This window comes from Pseudoxanthomonas kalamensis DSM 18571, from assembly GCF_010211745.1.
Lineage (GTDB): Bacteria > Pseudomonadota > Gammaproteobacteria > Xanthomonadales > Xanthomonadaceae > Pseudoxanthomonas_A > Pseudoxanthomonas_A kalamensis.
Genome location: NZ_PDWQ01000003.1, coordinates 320,830 through 341,867 on the forward strand (window position 1 = coordinate 320,830; position 21,038 = coordinate 341,867).

At 67.9% G+C, this 21,038-nt stretch carries 14 protein-coding genes; 8 read left to right on the forward strand and 6 right to left on the reverse strand.

The genetic code is table 11. The annotated features are described in order from the left end of the window. Window positions 1-50: 50 nt before the first annotated feature. Window positions 51-1,175, reverse strand: a complete 1,125-nt coding sequence (locus tag CSC70_RS07845) for a pyridoxal phosphate-dependent aminotransferase (protein WP_162456107.1) — start codon at window positions 1,173-1,175, stop codon at window positions 51-53. An 87-nt stretch (window positions 1,176-1,262) separates the two neighbouring features. Here CSC70_RS07845 and ligA point away from each other — a divergent pair, with 87 nt between their 5' ends. The 6 genes from ligA (at window position 1,263) to pbpC (ending at window position 16,027) form a co-directional block, all read left to right on the forward strand. Continuing rightward, window positions 1,263-3,611 (forward strand): NAD-dependent DNA ligase LigA, encoded by a 2,349-nt coding sequence (gene ligA, locus CSC70_RS07850; protein ID WP_162456108.1) that lies wholly within the window; start codon window positions 1,263-1,265, stop codon window positions 3,609-3,611. Beyond that, window positions 3,608-4,579: an EF-P lysine aminoacylase EpmA gene (gene epmA / locus CSC70_RS07855; protein WP_162456109.1), complete on the forward strand. Its 972-nt coding sequence runs from the start codon at window positions 3,608-3,610 to the stop codon at window positions 4,577-4,579. The genes ligA and epmA overlap by 4 nt, the downstream gene beginning before the upstream one ends. A gap of 37 nt (window positions 4,580-4,616) precedes the next feature. Next, window positions 4,617-5,678 (forward strand): S-methyl-5-thioribose-1-phosphate isomerase, encoded by a 1,062-nt coding sequence (mtnA, locus tag CSC70_RS07860; RefSeq protein WP_162456110.1) that lies wholly within the window; start codon window positions 4,617-4,619, stop codon window positions 5,676-5,678. A gap of 173 nt (window positions 5,679-5,851) precedes the next feature. After that, window positions 5,852-8,533 carry a DNA gyrase subunit A gene (gene gyrA, locus CSC70_RS07865; RefSeq protein WP_162456111.1) on the forward strand — a complete coding sequence of 894 codons (2,682 nt, stop codon included), beginning with the start codon at window positions 5,852-5,854 and terminating at the stop codon, window positions 8,531-8,533. Window positions 8,534-8,649: 116 nt separating this feature from the next. Continuing rightward, window positions 8,650-13,608 (forward strand): alpha-2-macroglobulin family protein, encoded by a 4,959-nt coding sequence (locus CSC70_RS07870; protein WP_162456112.1) that lies wholly within the window; start codon window positions 8,650-8,652, stop codon window positions 13,606-13,608. 76 nt (window positions 13,609-13,684) lie between these two features. Beyond that, on the forward strand, window positions 13,685-16,027 hold the full coding sequence (gene pbpC, locus CSC70_RS07875; RefSeq protein WP_246189354.1) for a penicillin-binding protein 1C: 2,343 nt from the start codon (window positions 13,685-13,687) through the stop codon (window positions 16,025-16,027). Here pbpC and CSC70_RS07880 read toward each other — a convergent pair. Continuing rightward, entirely contained in the window at window positions 16,024-16,506 is a 483-nt protein-coding gene (locus tag CSC70_RS07880; RefSeq protein ID WP_162456114.1) for a peroxiredoxin, read from the reverse strand. The two genes, pbpC and CSC70_RS07880, sit on opposite strands and share 4 nt — an antisense overlap. A gap of 147 nt (window positions 16,507-16,653) precedes the next feature. Here CSC70_RS07880 and CSC70_RS07885 point away from each other — a divergent pair, with 147 nt between their 5' ends. Both CSC70_RS07885 and CSC70_RS07890 read left to right on the forward strand, forming a co-directional pair. Further along, window positions 16,654-17,109 carry an Hsp20/alpha crystallin family protein gene (locus CSC70_RS07885; RefSeq protein ID WP_162456115.1) on the forward strand — a complete coding sequence of 152 codons (456 nt, stop codon included), beginning with the start codon at window positions 16,654-16,656 and terminating at the stop codon, window positions 17,107-17,109. Window positions 17,110-17,243: 134 nt separating this feature from the next. Further along, a complete protein-coding gene (locus tag CSC70_RS07890) occupies window positions 17,244-18,149 on the forward strand; it encodes a DnaJ C-terminal domain-containing protein (RefSeq protein ID WP_162456116.1) in 906 nt (301 codons plus the stop codon). A 12-nt stretch (window positions 18,150-18,161) separates the two neighbouring features. On the opposite strand, the gene pilH is transcribed toward CSC70_RS07890, so the two are convergent. The 4 genes from pilH to CSC70_RS07910 all read right to left on the reverse strand — a co-directional run bounded on the left by pilH (window position 18,162) and on the right by CSC70_RS07910 (window position 20,975). Further along, window positions 18,162-18,551 (reverse strand): twitching motility response regulator PilH, encoded by a 390-nt coding sequence (gene pilH / locus CSC70_RS07895; RefSeq protein ID WP_162456117.1) that lies wholly within the window; start codon window positions 18,549-18,551, stop codon window positions 18,162-18,164. A 115-nt stretch (window positions 18,552-18,666) separates the two neighbouring features. After that, complete coding sequence (locus tag CSC70_RS07900; RefSeq protein WP_162456118.1) at window positions 18,667-19,662, reverse strand: oxidoreductase; 996 nt, start codon at window positions 19,660-19,662, stop codon at window positions 18,667-18,669. A 123-nt stretch (window positions 19,663-19,785) separates the two neighbouring features. Continuing rightward, window positions 19,786-20,073, reverse strand: coding sequence for a GIY-YIG nuclease family protein (locus CSC70_RS07905; protein ID WP_162456119.1), 288 nt, complete (start codon window positions 20,071-20,073; stop codon window positions 19,786-19,788). Window positions 20,074-20,381: 308 nt separating this feature from the next. Continuing rightward, on the reverse strand, window positions 20,382-20,975 hold the full coding sequence (locus tag CSC70_RS07910) for an LOG family protein (RefSeq protein ID WP_162456120.1): 594 nt from the start codon (window positions 20,973-20,975) through the stop codon (window positions 20,382-20,384). Between the last annotated feature and the right edge of the window lie 63 nt (window positions 20,976-21,038).

Sequence of the window (21,038 nt, forward strand, 5' to 3'; positions counted from 1 at the left end):
CGGGCTTAAATTCCCTCGACAGGGTTTCTGGCGTAGGCTGGCTTAGGCCTTCAATCCGCCATCACCTGATCGAAGGCCTGGCAGAACTTCTGCATTTCCACTGCGGTGCCGACGGTGACGCGCACGTGTTGCGGCATGGATGGCCAGCTGCGGCCGACGAAGACCTTGTGGCTGGCCATGCGCGAAACGAAGCCCTGCGGGTTGCCGGGAACTTCGACCATGAAGCAGTTGGCCTGGCTGGGCAGGCAGGCGTAGCCGCGCGATTGCAGCCAGGCGATGGTGTCCTCGCGCACGCGCGCGTTTTCGGCCTTGCGCACGGCCAGGTGCCGCGGATTGTCCAGGCTGGCGATGCCGGCGGCGACGCTGGCCACCGGCAGGCTGTTCATGCCGAACAGCACCAGCTGCTGCAGCAGGTCGGGGCGGGCGATGGCCAGTCCCAGGCGCATGCCGGCCATGCCGTAGATCTTGGAGAACGTGCGCAGCACGATCACGTCGGCGTCGTTGCGGACCAGGTCCAGCGTGTCCGGCTCGTCGCAGTAGTGGATGTAGGCCTCGTCGATCAGCAGCACGCTGCCGGCGGGCTTGTGCGCCAGCAGCCAGTCGATCTGCGCGCGCGGGGTGATCGAGCCGGTCGGGTTGTTGGGATTGCAGACGTAGATCAGCCCCGCGCCGGGATCGGCAGCGGCCATCGCTTCCACGTCGTGGGCGCCGTCGGCGCGCAGCGGCACGCGGGCGATCCGGGCGCCATGCGCGTCGGCCATCTGCGCCAGCGATTCGAAGGTGGGGTCGGCGGTCACCAGCCCGGCCTGCGGCGAGGTGAAGGCAAGCGCCGCCGAATCCAGCGCCACGCCGGAGCCGGCGTAGGGCGCGACCCGGTCGGCGGCCATTTTATTCAGTTCGGCAAAGCGTTCGACCAGTTCGCGTTGCAGGCCGAACAGGTAGCGGCCGGAGCGCGGCAGGGCGTCGGCGGCGGCTTTCAGCGCTTCGGGAAACGGCCCCAGCGGGTTCTCGTTGAAGTTCAGCAGCACCGCATCGGGCGAATCCATGCCCGGCAGGCTGGGCGGCAACTGGGCGTGTGCGGCGCTGGCGTTGCCCAGCAGCGGTGCCAGACCGGCGGTGGCCAGACTGCAGGCGGACAGGCCAAGGAAACCGCGGCGGGACAGGGGAGCGGGCATGGGTGGGCTCCGGAAGCGCGTGGGGTGTGCTGAAACTAGCGCCTTCGGGACGGCGGCGGCAAGGGTGCGGGCGGGTAAAATTGCAGGATGACCGCACGCCCCGACCCCGCGCACCGTGCCGCCGAGCTGCGCCAGAAGCTGGCCGACGCCAACTACCGCTACCACGTGCTGGACGAGCCGGATATTCCGGATGCCGAGTACGACCGCATGCTGCGCGAGCTGGATGAACTGGAAACCGCGCATCCGCAGCTGCGCACGCCGGATTCGCCGACCCAGCGCGTGGGCGGTGCGCCGTCGGGCCGTTTCGCCGAGGTTCGCCATGCGCTGCCGATGCTGTCGCTGGGCAACGCCTTCAGCGACGAGGAGGTCCGCGACTTCGTCCAGCGCATCGACGAGAAGCTCGGCCGCGGATCGTTGGCGTTCTCCGCCGAACCCAAGCTGGACGGCCTGGCGATCAGCCTGCGCTACGAGCACGGCGTGTTCGTGCAAGGTGCGACCCGCGGCGACGGCGCCAGCGGAGAGGACGTCACCGCCAACCTGAAGACGATCAAGGCGATCCCGCTGCGCCTGCGCGGCGAAGGCTGGCCGCAGTTGCTGGAAGTGCGCGGCGAGGTCTACATGCCGCGCGCCGCTTTCGAGACCTACAACGAACACGCCCGCCTGCACGGCGGCAAGGTGCTGGCCAACCCGCGCAACGGCGCGGCCGGTTCGCTGCGTCAGCTCGATCCGCGCATCACCGCGCAGCGGCCGCTGGCGTTCTACGCCTATGCGCTGGGACGGGTCGAAGGCGACGAATTGGCGCCGACCCATTCGGCCACCCTCAAGCGTCTGCGCGAATGGGGCTTCCCGGTCAGTGGGCTGAATGAAGTGGTGACCGGCGCCGACGGCCTGCTGGATTACTACCGGCGCATCGGCGAACGCCGCGACAGCCTGCCGTTCGACATCGACGGCGTGGTCTACAAGCTGGACGACTATGCCGGCCAGCGCGAGATGGGATTCGTCTCTCGCGCGCCGCGCTGGGCGATTGCGCACAAGTTCCCGGCGCAGGAACAGTCGACCATGGTCGAGGCCATCGACATCCAGATCGGCCGCACCGGCGCGGCGACCCCGGTGGCGCGGCTGGCGCCGGTGCAGGTCGCCGGCGTGGTCGTCACCAACGCCACCCTGCACAACGCCGACCAGATCGCGCGGCTCGACGTGCGGGTCGGCGATACCGTGATCGTCCGCCGCGCCGGCGACGTGATCCCGGAAGTGGTCGGGGTGATCGCCGAACATCGCCCGCCGGGCACCGTGCCGTGGGCGATGCCCGCGCACTGCCCGGTCTGCGGTTCGGAGATCGTGCGCGAGGAGGGCGAAGCGGTGTGGCGTTGCTCGGGCGAGCTGAGCTGTCCGGCGCAACGCAAGGAAAGCATCCTGCACTTCGCCTCGCGGCGGGCGATGGATATCGAGGGGCTGGGCGAACGGTTCGTCGAGGATCTGAGCGATCTGGGGTTCGTCGCTTCGGTGGCCGACCTGTACCGGCTGACGCTGGACGATCTGCTGGAGATGAAGCGGCGGGCGGACGAGCGGGACGGCACCACGCCGGAGACGGTCAAGGCCGGCAAGGTGGCGACCAAGTGGGCCGAGAACCTGATCGAGGCGATCGACCGCAGCCGCGCCACCACGCTGGAGCGTTTCCTGTTCGCGCTGGGCATCCAGCATGTCGGCGAGAGCACGGCCAAGGCGTTGGCGGCGTGGTTCGGCGACTTGGAGTTGATTCGCCGGCTGCCGTGGCCGCTGTTCAAGCGGGTGCCGGACATCGGTGGCGAGGTTGCGCGCTCGCTCGGACACTTCTTCGACCAGGCCGGCAACCAGCAGGTGATCGACGACCTGCTCGCCCGCGGCGTGCGCGTGACCGATGCGCATCCGCCATCGCCGAAGCTGCGCAAGGGGCTGGACCTGGCCGCGTTGCTGGTCGAATCCGAAATCCCGACCCTCACCCCGTTGCGTGCGCAGGCACTGACCGCGGCGCTGGACTCGGCGGCGGCGATCCTGGATGCGGAAATCCCGCAACTGGTCGCCGCCGGTTTGCCGCCGGCTTCCGCGCAGGCGCTTGCCGACTGGCTGGCGGCGCCTGGTCACGGGCAGTTGCTGCTGGAGGGCGAACGCGCCATCGCCCGGTTGCTGGAACTGGCGCCGCAGGCCGGTGAATCGGTTGCTCTGCCGCTGGACGGACAGACGGCGGTGTTGACCGGAACCCTGTCGGCGCTGACCCGCGACGAAGCCAAGGCGAAGCTGGAAGCGCTGGGCGCGAAGGTGGCCGGCAGCGTGTCGAAGAAGACGTCCTTCGTGGTCGCCGGCGCCGAAGCAGGTTCCAAGTTGACCAAGGCGCAGGAACTGGGCGTCGAGATCTGGGACGAAGACCGTCTGCTGGCTTTCCTGGCGCAACACGCATGAACTGGCGACCTTCGGCGTCCATCGATGCCATTCGCCTGCGCGCCCGGCTCAATGCGCTGATCCGCGAATTCTTCTCAGTTCGGGATGTGATGGAAGTGGAGACGCCGGTGCTGTCGGTGGCGGGCAATACCGACGCCAACATCGCCTCGTTCTCGCTGCAGTTTTCCGGCCGCACCGACGGCGCAGCGCGCACGCGCTGGCTGCGGACCTCACCGGAATTCGCGCTGAAGCGCTTGCTGGCCGCCGGGATCGACGATTGCTACGAGCTGGGGCGGGTGTTTCGCGACGGCGAGGCCGGCGGTCGCCACAACCCGGAATTCACGATGCTGGAGTGGTACCGGCTGGGCTGGGACCACCATCGCCTGATCGACGAAACGGTGGAACTGGTGCAGGCCGCGCTGGCGCTGGTCGGGCGTTCGGCAAGCGTGATGAAGACGACGTTCCGCGACCTGTACCGCGACCGGCTCGGTCTCGATCCGATGACGGCGACGCTGGACGAACTGCGTCGTGCCGGCAGCGGCATCGCCATCGACGACGAGGACCTGAGTCGCGACGACTGGCTGGACCTGCTGATGACCCATCGCCTGCAGCCGGAGTTTCCGCGCGACGGCTTGCTGGCCGTGTACGACTATCCGGCTTCGCAATCGGCGCTGGCGCGGCTGGCCGAACGCGACGGCGTGCCGGTGGCCGAACGCTTCGAGTTGTACCTGGGCCCGCTGGAACTGGCCAACGGCTACCACGAGCTGGCCGATGCCGATGAACAGCGCCTGCGTTTCCAGCGCGACCTGGCCCTGCGTGCGCAGCGCGGCGACCCGCAACTGCCTCTGGACGAGGCGTTGCTGGCAGCCTTGCAGGCCGGATTCCCCGACTGCGCCGGCGTGGCCCTGGGCGTAGACCGCCTACTGATGGCCTTGTGCGACACGTCGCGGATCGCCGACGTGCTGGCCTTCGATTTCTCGCGCGCCTGATCGCGAAGGCGACAGCGGCGACCGCTAGAATGACTGCATGAGCACGGCCATCGACTACGCCCGTTACGACCGCGTCCGCCCGATCCGCTGGGCCGGCGACGCACTGGAACTGCTGGACCAGCGCAAGCTGCCGTTCGCGGTGGAATACGTGCGCTGTGCCGACAGCGCCGCCGTGGCCGAGGCGATCGCCAACCTGACCGTGCGTGGCGCGCCGGCGATCGGCATCGCCGCCGGCTGGGGCACGGTGCTGGCGGCACGCGATGTGCAGGCGACCGATGGCGCGGCGGCGCTGGAACAACTGCAGCCGGCCTTGCAGGCCCTGAACGCCTCGCGCCCGACCGCGGTCAACCTGGCCTGGGCGCTGGCGCGGATGCGCAAGGTACTGACGACGGCCGGAGCCGACTGGCGCGAGTCGCTGCTGTGCGAAGCGCAGGTGATCGCCGACGAGGACCTCGCCGCCAATCGCCGCATGGGCGAACTCGGCGCGGCTCTGATCGAACCCGGCAGCGGCGTGCTGACCCACTGCAATACCGGTTCGCTGGCCACCGCCGGCTTCGGCACCGCACTCGGCGTGATCCGCGCCGGCGTGGCCCAGGGACGGATTGGGCGGGTGTTCGCCGGCGAGACCCGGCCGTGGTTGCAGGGCGCGCGGCTGACGGTGTGGGAACTGCAGCAGGACGGCATCGACGCCACCCTGATCGCCGATTCGGCGGCCGCGCACCTGATGAAGACCGGCGCGGTGCAGTGGGTGATCGTCGGCGCCGACCGCATCTGCGCCAATGGCGATAGCGCCAACAAGATCGGCACCTATTCGCTGGCGATCGCCGCCCGTCACCATGGGGTGAAAGTCATGGTAGTGGCGCCGTCCTCGACGGTGGACATGCAGACCACTTCCGGCGAGGCGATCGAGATCGAACAGCGCGATCCGGGCGAACTGTTCGGCATCGGTGGCGTGCGTACCGTGGCCGAAGGCATCCATGCCTGGAACCCGGTATTCGACGTGACCCCGGGCGAGCTGATCGACGCTATCGTCAGCGAACGCGGGGTGATCGAGCGTCCCGATCGCGCCGCCATGCAGACGATGTTCGCCGGGCACTGAGACGGGTTGGTCGGCGGCCGCCGGATCGTCGCTAAGTCATTGTTTCTGCGTGGGAACGGGGCTCCATCGGGGCCCCGTTTGTGATAGAATTTGCCAATTGCGCGGAGCCTTTTCCGCGCAAGTCCGGGCCACCGCCGTCCGGGCTTCCGAATTCCATGGATTGAAGGGTCCTGATGACCGATCTCGCCAAAGAAATCATCCCGGTCAACCTCGAAGACGAAATGCGCCGCAGCTACCTGGATTACGCCATGAGCGTGATCGTCGGCCGCGCGCTGCCGGACGTCCGCGACGGCCTGAAGCCGGTGCATCGCCGCGTGCTGTACGCCATGAACGAGCTGGGTGCGCACGCGGGCAAGCCGTACTACAAGTCGGCGCGCATCGTCGGCGACGTCATCGGCAAATACCATCCGCACGGCGACCAGTCGGTGTACGACACCCTGGTGCGCATGGCGCAGCCGTTCTCGCTGCGCTACCTGCTGGTGGACGGGCAGGGCAACTTCGGTTCGATCGACGGCGACAGCGCCGCGGCCATGCGTTACACCGAGGCGCGGATGTCTCGCCTGTCGCACGAGCTGATGGCCGACATCGACAAGGAAACGGTCGACTTCCAGCCCAACTACGACGAAAAGGAACTGGAACCCACGGTCATGCCGACCCGGTTCCCGAACCTGCTGGTCAACGGTTCGGCAGGCATCGCCGTCGGCATGGCGACCAACATTCCGCCGCACAACCTGTCCGAGGTGATCGATGCGCTGATCGCGCTGATCGACAACCCGGAGATCGACATCGACGGCCTGATGGAGCACGTGCCCGGCCCGGATTTCCCCACCGCCGGCATCATCAACGGCGTCGGCGGCATTCATCTTGCCTATCGCACCGGCCGCGGTCGCGTGCGCATCCGTTCGAAGGCGGACGTGGAAGTGGCCGACAACGGCCGCGAGGCGATCGTCGTCACCGAGATTCCCTACCAGGTCAACAAGGCGCGGCTGATCGAGAAGATCGCCGAACTGGTCAAGGAAAAGAAGATCGACGGCATCAGCGAGCTGCGCGACGAGTCCGACAAGGACGGCATGCGCATCTACATCGAGGTCAAGCGCGGCGATTCGGCCGAGGTGGTGCTGAACAACCTGTACTCGCAGACCCAGATGGAGTCGGTGTTCGGCATCAACATGGTGGCGCTGGTCGATGGCCGCCCGCAGTTGCTGAATCTCAAGCAGATCCTTGAAGCCTTCGTCCGCCATCGCCGCGAGGTGGTCACCCGGCGGACGATCTTCGAGCTGCGCAAGGCGCGCAACCGCGCCCACATCCTCGAAGGCCTGACCGTCGCGCTGGCCAACATCGACGAGATGATCGAGCTGATCAAGACCTCGGAGAACCCGCAGGTCGCGCGCGAGCGGATGCTGGCCAGGCGCTGGCAACCGGGCCTGGTCGGCACCCTGCTGGCCGCAGCCGGCGCCGAGGCTTCGCGCCCCGAGGACCTGCCGGCCGGCGTCGGCCTGCTCGACGATGGTTATCAGCTTACCGAAGCCCAGGCCCAGCAGATCCTGGAAATGCGCCTGCACCGTCTGACCGGACTGGAGCAGGAGAAGCTGACCGATGAGTACCGCCTGCTGCTGGACACCATCCGCGGCCTGATCGAGATCCTCGAGGATCCGAACGTGCTGCTGGAGGTCATCCGTACCGAGCTGCGCAACGTCAAGGAAGAATTCGGCGACGCGCGCCGCAGCGAGATCCGCGCCAGCGAGGAAGACCTCGACATCCTCGACCTGATCGCGCCGGAAGATGTGGTGGTCACGCTGTCGCATGCCGGTTACGCCAAGCGCCAGCCAGTGTCGGCGTACCGCGCGCAGAAGCGCGGCGGCCGTGGCCGCAACGCGGCGGCGACCAAGGACGAGGATTTCATCGACAAGCTGTGGCTGGTCAACACCCACGACACCCTGCTGGCTTTCACCAGTGCCGGCCGCGTGTTCTGGCTGCCGGTGCACCAGTTGCCCGATGCCGGTCCCAACGCGCGCGGGCGCCCGGTGATCAACTGGATCGCACTGGAAGAGGGCGAGAAGGTGCAGGCGGTGGTGCCGGTGCGCGAGTACGAGGAAGGCAGGTACGTGTTCTTCGCCACCCGCAACGGCACGGTGAAGAAGACCCCGCTGACCGAATTCGCCTATCGGCTGCAGCGCGGCAAGATCGCCATCAACCTGGACGAGGGCGATGCCCTGATCGGCGCCGAACTGACCGACGGCGAGCGCGACATCCTGCTGTTCGCTTCCAACGGCAAAGCGGTGCGCTTCGACGAGAATACGGTGCGGCCGATGGGGCGCACCGCGACCGGCGTGCGCGGCATCCGCCTGGCCAGCGGCGAATCGGTGGTGGGCCTGATCGTGGCCGAAAGCGCCGGCGACGTGGCCGAGGCCGACGATGCCGATGCGGCTGGTCCCGATGTCGCGGTGGCCGAAGTGGACGGCGAGGCGGATGCCTACATCCTGACCGCGACCGAGAACGGCTACGGCAAGCGCACCCGCCTGTCCGAACACCCGCGCAAGGGTCGCGGCACCCAGGGCGTGATCGGTATCCAGACCAGCGAACGCAACGGCCGCCTGGTCGCCGCGGTGCTGCTGAGCCGGCGCGACGAGGTGCTGCTGATCTCCGACGGCGGCACCCTGGTGCGCACGCGGGCGGCGGAAATCTCGGTGGTCGGCCGCAACACCCAGGGCGTGACCCTGATCCGGCTGGCTGACGACGAGCGCCTGCAGGCCATCGAGTGCATCGACGGCTCGCTGGACGAAGAGCAGGATGCTGACGATGCGGTCGCGGCATCCGAAGTCGGAAGCGACGACGAGGCGCGGCCTTCGGCCTGAGGGTCGCGTGGGCCGAGGTTCCATCGTCCGCTGCATGAATCGGCGGGCGATTGACCCCGGCCGGCAGTTTGATGCGTTCTATACTCCCGGTACCAACTGGATGGGGATGGCACGCAATGGCTCGGACCAGATTCGCTGATTTTCATGCACGTTCTGCTGCGCGCGCGCGCGGCCGCAACGGGTTGCGCGCGTTGTTCGTTCTGGCGCTGCTCGCGCTGGTCGTGGCCGGCTGCAAGCGCAACGAATCCGGGCAGCTGCCGGAGGCGTCCGGCGGGCCGGTGCAGGCGGAGAAGGACGCGGTCGAAGGTTTCGCCGTGGTCGGCGCCTATCCGGATCAGCACGACGGCGACCTCAGCCTGGCGGTGCAGTTCAGCCAGCCGCTGGTCGGCAGCCAGGACTTCGATCGGCTGCTGAGCGTCAACGACGACAAGGGCGCGGTGGTCAAGGGCAGCTGGGTGCTGGATGACGACGGCGACGACAAGGGGCGTGTGCTGCGTTTCCCGCACGTCGAGGCGGCGAAGGACTACGAACTGGCGATCTCGGCCGACCTGCTGGCCGCCGACGGCAGCCGCCTGGGCAAGGAGTTCCGCCGCAAGGTGCACGCCGGCGAACTCGACCCGGCGGTGGGTTTCGCCTCGCAGGGCAGCGTGCTGCCGGCGCGCGAAAGCCGCGGCCTGCCGGTGGTGTCGATCAACGTGCCGGAAGTGGACGTCGAGTTCCTGCGCGTGTCCGAAAGCCAGTTGCCGAAGTTCTTCTCTGAATACCAGCGCGGTGGCCGTCGCAGCGGTTGGGACCTGGACAGCGACTACAGCGACAATACGCCGATCGCGAAGCTGGCCGAGCCGGTCTACGCCAACCGCTTCGTGCTGGGCGGCAATCCCAACGAGCGCCAGCTGACCTATCTGCCGGTGCAGGACATCAAGGAACTGCAGGAGCCGGGACTGTACTTCGCGGTGATGAAGCGTACCGGCCAGTTCCGCGACGACTACGACACCGCGTTCTTCACCGTCAGCGACATCGGCCTGCACGCGCGCGCCTACAAGGACAAGCTGTTCGTGCATACCGCTTCGCTGCATGATGGCGATGCCGTCGGTGCGGTCGAGCTGCGCATTCTCGACGGTCGCGGCGAGACGGTATTCAAGGCCGACACTGACGGCAACGGCAACGCCATGCTTGACTACACGCTGGATGCTGCGCACGTGCTGGTTGCGCGCCGTGGCAAGGACGTGTCGATGCTGCCGTTCAACCAGCCGGCGCTGGACTTGTCCGAGTTCGCGGTGTCCGGGCGCGGGAACGCCTGGTTCGACGTGTTTGCCTGGTCCGGGCGCGACCTGTACCGGCCCGGCGAGACGGTGCACGTCTCGGCCCTGCTGCGCGACAACGACGGCAAGCCGGTCAAGGCGCAGCCGGTATTCCTGCGGCTCAAGCAGCCCGACGGCAAGGTGTTTCGCGAAACCCGGCTGGAGCCGGGCGAGCAGGGCTACTTCGGTTTCAGCCAGGCGATCCCGGCCGAAGCGCCGACCGGGCGCTGGCAGGTCGAGTTCCGCACCGATCCGGCCAGCAAGGAGGCCGTGCAGGGCATGGACCTGCGGATCGAAGAATTCCTGCCCGAGCGGATGAAGCTGGATCTGGATGCCGTGCAGGCGGTACTGAAGCCGGGCGAGCCGCTGAAGCTGAACGCCACGGCCGCCTACCTGTACGGCGCGCCGGCCGCCGGCAACCGCTTCACCGCCAAGCTGGCGGTGGCGGTCGAACAGCACCCGCTGGAGTCCTTGCCGGGCTATTTCTTCGGCGACGCCACCGTGCAGCTGCCGCGCGAGGCCAAGGACATCATCGACGAAAAATTCGACGACAAGGGCGAGTACGCGCAGGACGTCGCGCTGCCGGCCGAGGTCAAGCCGGTGACGCCGGTCGCGGCGATCGTCGCCGGCAGCGTCTACGAAACCGGTGGACGCACGGTCAACCGCAGCCTGAAGCGGGTGATGTGGCCGGCCGATGCGCTGGTCGGCGTGCGCCCACTGTTCGACGACGAGGACGGCGCCGACGCCAACGCGCGCGCCGGCTTCGAACTGGTGCGCGTGGGCGCCGACGGCCAACCGCGACCGGGCAAGGGACTGAAGGCGACCCTGGTGCGCGAACATCGCGACTACCACTGGAACCATACCGAGGACGGTGGCTGGGACTACGACTTCACTCAGCGCTTCGAGAATCTGGAAGCGAAGACCGTGGACCTGGAGCAGACCGCGGTCCGGATCGATTTCCCGGTCGAGTGGGGCGGCTACCGGCTGGACGTGTACGACCCGCAGACCGGATTGACGATGCGCTATCCGTTTTACGCCGGTTGGCGCTGGGACGACGACAACCGCGGCCTCGACGCGCGTCCGGACAAGGTCAAGCTGGCGCTGGACAAGACCGGTTACCGCGCCGGCGACACGCTGAAGGTCACCGTGACCCCGCCGCACCCCGGCAAGGGTCTGCTGATGGTCGAAAGCGACCGCATGCTGTACGTGCAGGCGGTGGACGTGAAGCCGGGCAGCACTTTCGAGATCCCGATCAGCGAGGACTGGGAACGGCACGACGTCTATGTCACCGCGCTGGTGTTCCGCGGCGGCAGCGCGCCGAGCAAGATCACTCCGGCGCGCGCGGTCGGCGTGGCCCACGTGCCGATGGACCGCAAGGCACGGCGGGTGGCGGTGGGATTGAAGGTGCCGGACAAGATGCGGCCCGAGCAGGAGCTGCCGGTCACCGTCAGCGTGCCGGAACTGGCCGGCAAGCCAGCGCACGTGACCGTTTCGGCGGTGGACGTGGGCATCCTCAACATCACCCGTTTCCCGGTGCCGGACGCGAACGCGCACTTCTTCGCCCAGCGCCGCCTGGGAGTGGACGCCTACGACATCTACGGGCGGGTGATCGAAAGCTTCGAAGGCGGCAGCGCGCGCCTGCGTTTCGGCGGCGACATGGCGCTGGCGGCCCTGCCGCAGGCCAAGCGCCCGACCGCGCGCGTGCAGACGGTCGACCTGTTCTCCGGCGCGGTCAAGCTGGACGCCAAGGGCAATGCGCGGATCGCGCTGAAGGTGCCTGATTTCAACGGCACGCTGAGGGTGTCGGCGCTGGTCTGGTCCGATGAGCGCTACGGCAACCGCGACGCCGAAACCCTGGTGCGCGCGCCGATCGTGGCCGAAGCCAGCCTGCCGCGGGTGCTGGCGCCGGGCGACAGCAGCACGGTCACCCTGGACTTGCAGAACTTCACCGGCAAGCCGGGGCAGTTCCAGGTGCGGCTGGACGGCAGCGGGCCGCTGTCGATCGCGCAGGCGCAACGCAGTGCCAGCCTCGACGACTCGGGCAAGACCACGCTGAGCTTCCCGCTGACCGCCGGCGAGGGCTACAGCACCGCCAAGGTGCGCGTGCGGGTGGACGGCAACGGCTTCAAGGTCGATCGCAGCTACGAGGTGCCGGTGCGTGCCGGCTGGCCGTCGGTCGTGCGGGCGCAGACGCGCGTGCTCGATCCGCTGGCGCCGGTCGGCATGGACAGCAGTTTCGTCGCCGGGCTGATGGCCGGTTCGGTCAACGCGCGGATCACCGTCAGCGCGATGCCGCCGATCCCGTTCGCCAGCGCCCTGCAGGACGTGCTGAAGTATCCGTACGGCTGCGCCGAACAGACCACCAGCAAGGGCTATGCGGCGCTGGAACTGGATGCGGACACGGCCAAGCTGCTGGGCGTGGACGGACTGGACGCGGCCAAGCGCCGCGAGCGCATGGAAGGCGCGTTCGGCCGCCTGGCGTCGATGCAGGTGTCCAACGGCAACTTCTCGATGTGGGGCGACGACGGTTACGTGGCGCCGGGACTGACGCCGTACATCACCGAGTTCCTGCTCGACGCCAAGCAGGGCGGTTTCGCGGTGCCGGAGAACGTGCTGCAGAAGGCCCTGAATCGGCTCAACGAGGACCTGCTGGCCGGCGGCAACCAGTTCTACGGCTACGACAACCGCGACCACCTGCGTTTCGCCAACCAGGCCTGGTCCGGCTACGTGCTGGCCAAGGTCAACCGCGCGCCGCTGGGTACGTTGCGTGCGCTGTACGACAACGAGCGCGGCAAGAGCCTGACCGGGCTGCCGCTTATCCATCTGGGCATCGCGCTGTCGCTGCAGGGCGATACCAAGCGCGGCGAGAAGGCCATCGCCGAGGGTTTCGCCAAAAACGGATCGCGTCCACGCTACCTGGGCGATTACGGCAGCCGCATCCGCGACGATGCGCTGATGATCGCGCTGGTGCACGAGAACAAGCTGGCCAAGCCGGCCTACGACGGCCGCGCGATCGACCTCGGCCGCGAGCTGGACGTGCGGCGCAACTCCGAATGGATGTACCTGAGCACGCAGGAACAGGTGGCGCTGGCCCGGGTCGGCAAGTCGCTGATGCTGGATCAGGACAAGCTGGTGTCGGGCACCTGGAAGATCGACGGCGAGGAGCAACTCGTGCAGCCGGACAAGCTGACCGCGCGCAGCTTCGATGCGGCGACCCTGGCGCAGGGCGTCAGCTTCGTGCCGGAGGGTACGCCACCGCTGTTCGCCAGCCTGGAAGCGGCCGGCGTGCCGCGTCAGGCGCCGGCGCCTGACGAGCGCCAGATAGGCGTCAAGCGCGACTACTACACCACCGAGGGCAAGCCCTGGCAGGGCAACCGCCTGAAGGAAGGCGAGGCGCTGATCGTGCGGCTGTCGATCACTGCCGACCAGTCGATCCCGGACGCCTTGCTGACCGATCTGTTGCCGGCCGGGCTCGAAATCGAGAACTTCAATCTCGGCGATGCGCGGCAGTGGGCCGACGTGGTGGTGGACGGCATCAGCATCAGCGACCGCAGCAGCGCCGCCGACGTCAAGTACGAGGAGTTCCGTGACGACCGCTACGTGGCCGCGTTGAAGCTGCGCCGGGGAAGTACTGCCAAGGTGTTCTATCTGGTGCGCGCGGTGACGCCGGGCAGCTATGGGGTGCCGCCGCCGCTGATCGAGGACATGTACCGTCCCGACATCCGCGGCGTGGGCCGGGCGTCGCCGGCGCGGATCACGGTGACCCAGCCTTGACGGATCGCAGGGAGTGGAAAGAAGCGGGTCGCGGCTAGCAGGCCGGCTGCGATCATTCGCAGCCGGGCTTCGCCGTTTGCCGCTGCTTGCCGTGCTGCGCTGGGGCACGGTCGCGATCCTGTTGTCGGTGCTGGTACTGGACCTGGCGTTTCCGCCGCCGTTGCCGCGCGCGCGCGACACCAGCACTCTGGTAGTCGCCCGCGACGGCACCCCTCTGCGCGCGTTTGCCGACGCCGAAGGGGTGTGGCGCTATCCGGCCACCCCGGACAGCGTGTCGCCGCTGTATCTGCAGGCGCTACTGAACTACGAGGACCGGCATTTCTACCGGCACCCTGGAGTCAATCCGTGGGCGCTGCTGCGCGCGGGCGGACAGTGGCTGCGTTCGGGACGAATCGTGTCCGGCGGCTCCACGCTGACGATGCAGGTGGCGCGCATCCTCGACAAGTCGCCCGGCAATACCCGCAGTCTCTGGGGCAAGACCAAGCAGGTCCTGCGCGCCATGCAACTGGAGGCGCGGCTGGACAAGCGGCAGATCCTGACCCTGTACCTGGAGCGGGCGCCGTTCGGCGGCACCATCGAAGGCGTCGAGGCCGCCAGCTGGGCCTACCTCGGCAAGCCGGCGACGCGGTTGTCGCAGGCCGAAGCGGCGCTGCTGGCGGTGCTGCCGCAGGCGCCCAGCCGGCTGCGCCCGGACCGCCATCCACAGGCCGCGCAGGCCGCGCGCGACAAGTTGCTCGAACGCATGGCCGCGCTGGGGGTGTGGACGCGCGAGCAGGTGGACGATGCGCGGATCGAGCCGGTGGTGGCGCGCGCGTTGCAGTCGCCGTTGCACGCGGCTCTGCTGGCGCAACGGTTGAAGCAGGCCGCGCCGCAGCAGGCGCGGATCGCCTCGACCATCGACATCGGTTTGCAGCGCACGCTGGAAGAGCGCGTCGCCGCGTATTTCTCCCGGCTGCCGGAACGCACTTCGGCCGCGCTGCTGGTGGTCGACAACGCCAGCCTGGAGGCGCGCGCCTATATCGGCACGCTGGAGTTCGGCGACAAGGCACGGCTGGGCCACGTCGACATGGTGCAGGCCTGGCGCTCGCCGGGATCGACGCTGAAGCCGTTCCTGTACGGGTTGGCGCTGGACGACGGCCTGATCCATTCGGAGAGCCTGCTGGTCGATGCGCCGCAGAGCTTCGGCGGCTACCGGCCGGGCAATTTCGACGCCGCCTTCAACGGTCCGGTCAGCGCCGCGCAGGCCTTGCGGATGTCGCTGAACGTGCCCGCGGTCGATCTGCTTGACCGGGTCGGGCCGGTGCGTTTCTCCGCCCGCCTGGCCAATGGCGGCATCGCCTTGCGCTATCCGCACGGCGCCAGCCCGAACCTGGCACTGATCCTTGGCGGTACCGGCGCGCGGCTGGAGGATCTGGTCGGCGCCTACGCTGCGTTCAACCGCGGCGGCGTGGCCGGACGGGTGCGCTACACCGAAGACGATCCGGTCACCGAACGACGCCTGCTGTCCCCCGGTGCGGCGTGGATCGTGCGCGAGATACTGGAATCGAATCCGCGCCCCGGCTACGGCATGGGTGCGTTCGACACCGGCACGCGGCCGCGGGTGGCGTGGAAGACCGGTACCAGTTACGGCTTCCGCGATGCCTGGGCGATCGGCGGCACCCGCCGCTACACGGTCGGCGCATGGGTCGGGCGTCCCGATGGCACGCCGTTGCCGGGGCAGTACGGTGCGATCACTGCGCTGCCGCTGATGTTCGAAGTGATCGACAGCCTGCCGCACGAGCCCGCCGATGCCGCGCCCGCGCCGCCGCCGTCCAACGTCGTGCAGCAGGACATCTGCTGGCCGCTGGGGCTGCCGCCGGACCCGGCGGCACCGCAATTGTGCCAGCGCCGCTTCGAGGCGTGGACGCTGGATGGCAACCTGCCACCGACCTTCGCCGAGCGCGGCGCGCGCCTGTGGAGCGCCGGGCGCGAACGTTTCCGCAAGGATGCCGCGACCGGCTTGCGGTTGTCGGCCGAATGCGCGCGCCAGCACCATGCACTCGACGCCGAAATCGCACGCTGGCCGGCGCTGGCGTCGCCGTGGCTGTCGGCGCGCGAGCGGCGCGGATCGCGATTGCCGCCGCTGTCCCCGGATTGCACGGCCGACGGCCGCGACGCGATCGAGGAGCTGCACATCGACGGCATCAACGACCGTGCCACCTTCGCCCGCCCGCCCGGCAGCAGCGGCAAACTGCGCTTGCAACCGCGCGCGCTGGGCACGCAGACGCGGGTGCAATGGCTGCTGGATGGGCGCTGGCTGGCGCAGACCGAGGGCCAGGGGCGCCTGGACCACGATTTCGGTCAGCCCGGCGAACACACGCTGACCGGACTGGCCGACAGCGGCGCCTGGGCCAGCGTGCGTTTCCGGGTGCTGCCCTAGGCGGGCAGATGCTCCAGCACGTATTCGGCCGAGGACACCCTGAATTCGCCGGGCGCTTCCACCCACAGCTGCTTGACCACGCCATCCTCGGCGTACAGCGCGTAACGGCGCGAGCGCAGGCCCATGCCGTAACCGCTGGCGTCCATCTCCAGTCCCAGCGCGCGTGCCAGGTCGCCGTTGCCGTCGGCCAGCATCTGCAGGCCGTCCGGAATCTGTTCGGCGCGGCCCCAGGCCTGCATCACGAACGGATCGTTGACCGAGACGCAGTACACGTTGATGCCGCGGCTGCGGAAGTCGGCGAAATGCTTGACGAAGCCCGGCAGGTGGCGTTCCGAGCAGGTGGGGGTGAACGCACCGGGCACCGCGAACATGACGACCTTGTTGCCGTCGAACAGGGCGCGGGTGTCCAGGGTCTCGACGCCTTCGCGGATGCGCTTGACGGTGACTTCCGGGATGCGCTCGCCGATCTGGATGCTCATGGTGTCTCCGGGATGAACGTGGGGGTCGGGACGATGGTAAGCCCGAAACGCGACTCTTGAAATCCTGCCGCCGGTTCCCATGTTCCGGTCATGGCGGCGAGTGCCGCCGGAATCCGCCGGAAACCGGCACCCCATCAGGAGATTCCCATGAGCATCATCCGTTACCAGCAGTGGCCCGCGCAGGCCTTCCAGAACGAAATCAAGCAGGTGTTCGACCGCTTCTTCGACCACAGCGACAGCGACGAGTCGGCGGTGGCCACCGCGCAGTGGACACCGCGCGTGGACATCAAGGAAGAAGCCGACCGCTTCGTCATCTACGCCGACCTTCCGGGCATCGACCCAGCCCAGATCGAGGTGCAGATGGACAAGGGCATCCTCAGCATCAAGGGCGAGCGCAGCAGCGAGTCGAAGACCGAAACCGAGCGCTTCTCGCGGATCGAACGCACATACGGCAGTTTCCACCGCCGCTTCGCCTTGCCGGACAGCGCCGATGCCGAAGGCATTTCCGCCCACGGCAGCAACGGCGTGCTGGAGATCGTGATTCCGAAGAAGCCGGAAACCTCGCCGCGGCGCATCCAGGTCGGGGCGCGGCAGGTCCAGTAACGGTCGGGCGACCGCGGCCCGGGCCGCGCCACATGCCGGTGTGGCCCGGGCAACCTGTCCGCGTGGGCAGGGCAGGTAGAATCGGAGGCCCGTGATCGCAAGGTCGCGGGCCGTTGTTCGTTCAGAGGCAATCGATGGAATTCAAGGACTACTACGCCATCCTCGGGGTCGAGCCCGGTGCGGGCGATGCCGAAATCAAGACGGCCTATCGCCGTCTGGCGCGCAAGTACCACCCGGACGTCAGCAAGGAGGCCGGCGCCGAGGACAAGTTCAAGGCGGTCAACGAGGCCTACGAGGCGTTGCGCGATCCGCAGAAACGCGCCGCCTACGACCAGCTGCGCGCGCAGGGATATCGCCCGGGCGAGGAATTCCGGCCGCCGCCGGATTTCGGTGCGGGCGGCTATGGTGGTGCGCAAGGCTTCGACTTCGACGAGATTTTCGGCAATGCCGGCGGAGCGGGCGGTGGCGGCTTCAGCGACTTCTTCGAAGGACTGTTCGGCCGCCGCGCGCGTGCTGGCGGTGGCGCTGCCGGCGGGCCCCAGCCGCGAGGCGACACCCGGGCCAAGTTCGCCGTGCCGCTGCAGGCGGTCTACGACGGCAGCAGTGTGCGCATCAACGTCAACGGCAAGCAACTGGATGTCAAAGTGCCCAAGGGCATCCGTCCGGGCCAGGTGATCCGGCTGGGCGGGCAGGGCAATCGCGGCGGCAACCTGCTGCTGGAAGTCGAATACGCCCCGCACCCGCAGTTCGAGGTGGACGGCAGCAACATCATCCACGTGCTGCAGGTGGCACCGTGGCAGGCGGCCCTGGGCGCCAGCCTGAGCGTGCCGACGCTGGGCGGCCCGGTGGAGGTCAAGGTGCCGGCCAACTCCGATGCCGGCCGCAAGCTTCGACTGCGCGGCCGCGGCCTGCCGGGCAAGCCGGCGGGCGACCAGATCGTGGAACTGGAAATCACCGCACCCAAGCCGGTGACCGAGCGCCAGCAGACCTTGTACCGGATGCTGGCCAGTGCCTTCAGCGAAGGCGCCGACGAGTCCTGAGGTGTTGCGACCTCAGGCAGCGGTGGGCGGCGCCGGGTCGGTGTTGATGATGCGCTCGATGACCTCGGCCAGCTCGGTTTCCGAGAACGGCTTGGTCAGGTAGGCCTTGGCGCCCTGGCGCATGCCCCACATGCGGTCGGTGTCCTGGTCCTTGGTGGTGACCAGCACTACCGGGATGTGGCGGGTGGTGCTTTCGCGGTTGAGGGTGCGCGTGGCCTGGAAGCCGTTGAGATTCGGCATCACCACGTCCATCAGCACCATATCCGGCAGTTCGCGCTTGGCGACTTCCACGCCGGTGGCGCCGTCTTCGGCGGTCAAGGACTCGTGTCCCAGTTTTTCGACGATCCGCTGGATGCCCAGCAGCTGCGACGGCGAATCGTCGACGATGAGGATACGAGCCATGACACCCCCTTGAAATTTCCCCAGTCCGGATTGTAACGGCCGCGGCGGGAAAGGCTAGGCCCGGCTCGACCGATAGGCGCGATAGTGGGCCGCTCGTCCGGTTTCCGGCCGGGTATCAGCCGATTTTGACCAGGGTGCGGCCGAACGAGCCGCCGTCCAGCATGGTTTCGAACACGGCCGGCAGACCGTCCAGGCCGATCTCGCGGGTGCAGATGGCGTCCAGGTGGCGCGGCTTCCAGTCGCCGGCCAGTCGTTCCCAGACCGACTCGCGGATGTCGCGGGCGGTGCCGGCCGAGGCCACGCCCAGCAGCGACACGCCGCGGATGATGAACGGCATCACCGTCATGTCCAGTTGCGGACTGGCGGCCAGCCCGGCCGAGGCGACGTTGCCGTAGGGTGCGGTCTGCGCCAGCAGGCTGGTCAGCATGGCGCCGCCGACGTTGTCCAGACCGCCGCCGAAGCGCGCCGATTCCATCGGTCGGTCGGTCGCCAGCGCCTCGCGCCCCAGCACCTCGCTGGCGCCGATCGATTTCAGGTATGGCGCCTGATCTGCTTTGCCGCTGATCGCATGCACTTCGAATCCGGCCTTGCTGAAGATATCCACGGCCAGCGAACCGACCCCGCCAGTGGCGCCGGTCACCGCCAGCGGCCCGTGTTCCGGCGTCTGCCGGTTTTCGCGCATGCGATACAGCGCCAGCGCGGCGGTGAAGCCGGCGGTGCCGAGGATCATGCTCTCGCGCAGGCTCAAGCCATCCGGCAGCGGAATGACCCACTGCGCCGACAGGCGCGCGTATTCGGCATAGCCGCCATCGCGGGTTTCGCTGAGCCCGCTGCCGGTGACCAGCAAGGGGTCGCCTTCGCGGAACGTCGGGTCGCCGGAGGCGACCACGTGCCCAGCCAGGTCGATGCCACCGACCAGCGGGAAGCGGCGCAGGATCTTGCCCTTGCCGGTACCGGCCAAGGCGTCCTTGAAGTTGACCGACGAGTACGCGACCTTGACCACGACCTCACCGGGATTGAGGTCGTCCAGTGCGAGTGTTTCCAGTCCGCTGCGATAGCCACGGTCGTCGTTGTGGATGCGGAAGGCGGTGAACGTGGAAGGGGTGCTCATGCTGGTTTCCAGTTAGTTGTCCTGTGTGCCGTCATTCCGGGGAGAACCGGTAGCCATGATGCTCTTGCGGGTTGCCGTGGCTGGGGTGAGAGCCGGCCGTTGTGCCGATTGGTCCGTAGCAAATCACATCATCTCAGGATACAGATCGCGCCAGGCCGGGTTTTGCTTTTCGATCAATTCGATCTTCCAGTCCCGCTTCCATTCCTTGATCGCCTTCTCGCGGGGAATGGCGGTGTCGAGAGTGGCATGCATCTCGTACCAGACAAGGTCGTGTACTTGGTATTTGCTGGTGAAACCTTCGACGCAGTCGTTCTTGTGTTCCCACACGCGCCGGAGCAGATCGGTGGTAACGCCCGTGTACAGGGTGCCGTGGTATCTGCTGGCCAGGATGTAGACACAGGGTTTCTTCATGGTGTCCTTCCATGGAGACCGAGACTGGTTCGATTCAAGCACAAACGTCCGGAGGCGTCACTCCGCTGAAGGTTCGGGGTGCCGGAAACTCGGGGGAGCTGAGAAGTTGGAGGGGCCAAAAACTCAAGGACGTCATCCCGGCGAAAGCCGGGATCCAGCCTTTCGCTGTTGCACGACGAAGCCGGAAGCAATGACAAAAGCAAGAGCTGGATCCCGGCTTTCGCCGGGATGACGGGCAAAGGCGCGAGTCGTGAGCAACGAACAGCGGCTGTTGCGGCCAATGAAAAGCCAATCGTCGGGGTAGCGGATCAACGCAACTCGCGGCGATGCTTCTCGTCCAGCCATTTCTCGGCGCGGGCCGGGGTGTAGTCGCGCATCCATGCCAGCATGGCGTCGATGTCGTCGCCGTGCCAGAGGTCGGCGCGCTGGTCCGGGTGCAGGAAGCGTTCGCCGACCATGCGGTCGATCATCGCGGCCAGCGGCTGGTAGAAGCCGTCCACGTCGAGGAAGGCGCAGGGCTTGTCGCCGATGCCGAGCTGGCGCCAGGTCAGCATTTCGAACATCTCGTCGAGGGTGCCGAAGCCGCCGGGCAGGGCGACGAAAGCATCGGCCAGGTCGAACATGCGCTGCTTGCGCTCATGCATGTTTTCGACCACGTCCAGCCGGGTCACGCCCTTGTGCGCGACTTCCCACTCGACCAGCTGCCGCGGGATGACGCCGGTGACTTCGCCGCCAGCCTCCAGCACCGCATCGGCGACAATGCCCATCAGGCCGACATTGCCGCCGCCGTAGATCAGCTCCAGCCCTTCGGCGGCGATCCGCAGTCCCAGTGCGTGCGCCTGTTCGGCATAGACGGGTTTGCTGCCGGCATTGGAGCCGCAATAGACGCAGATGCTTTTCATGCTCGGGTACTCCTGTCCCGTATGGCCGTAAACGCAAAACGCCAGGCATCGCCTGGCGTTGCG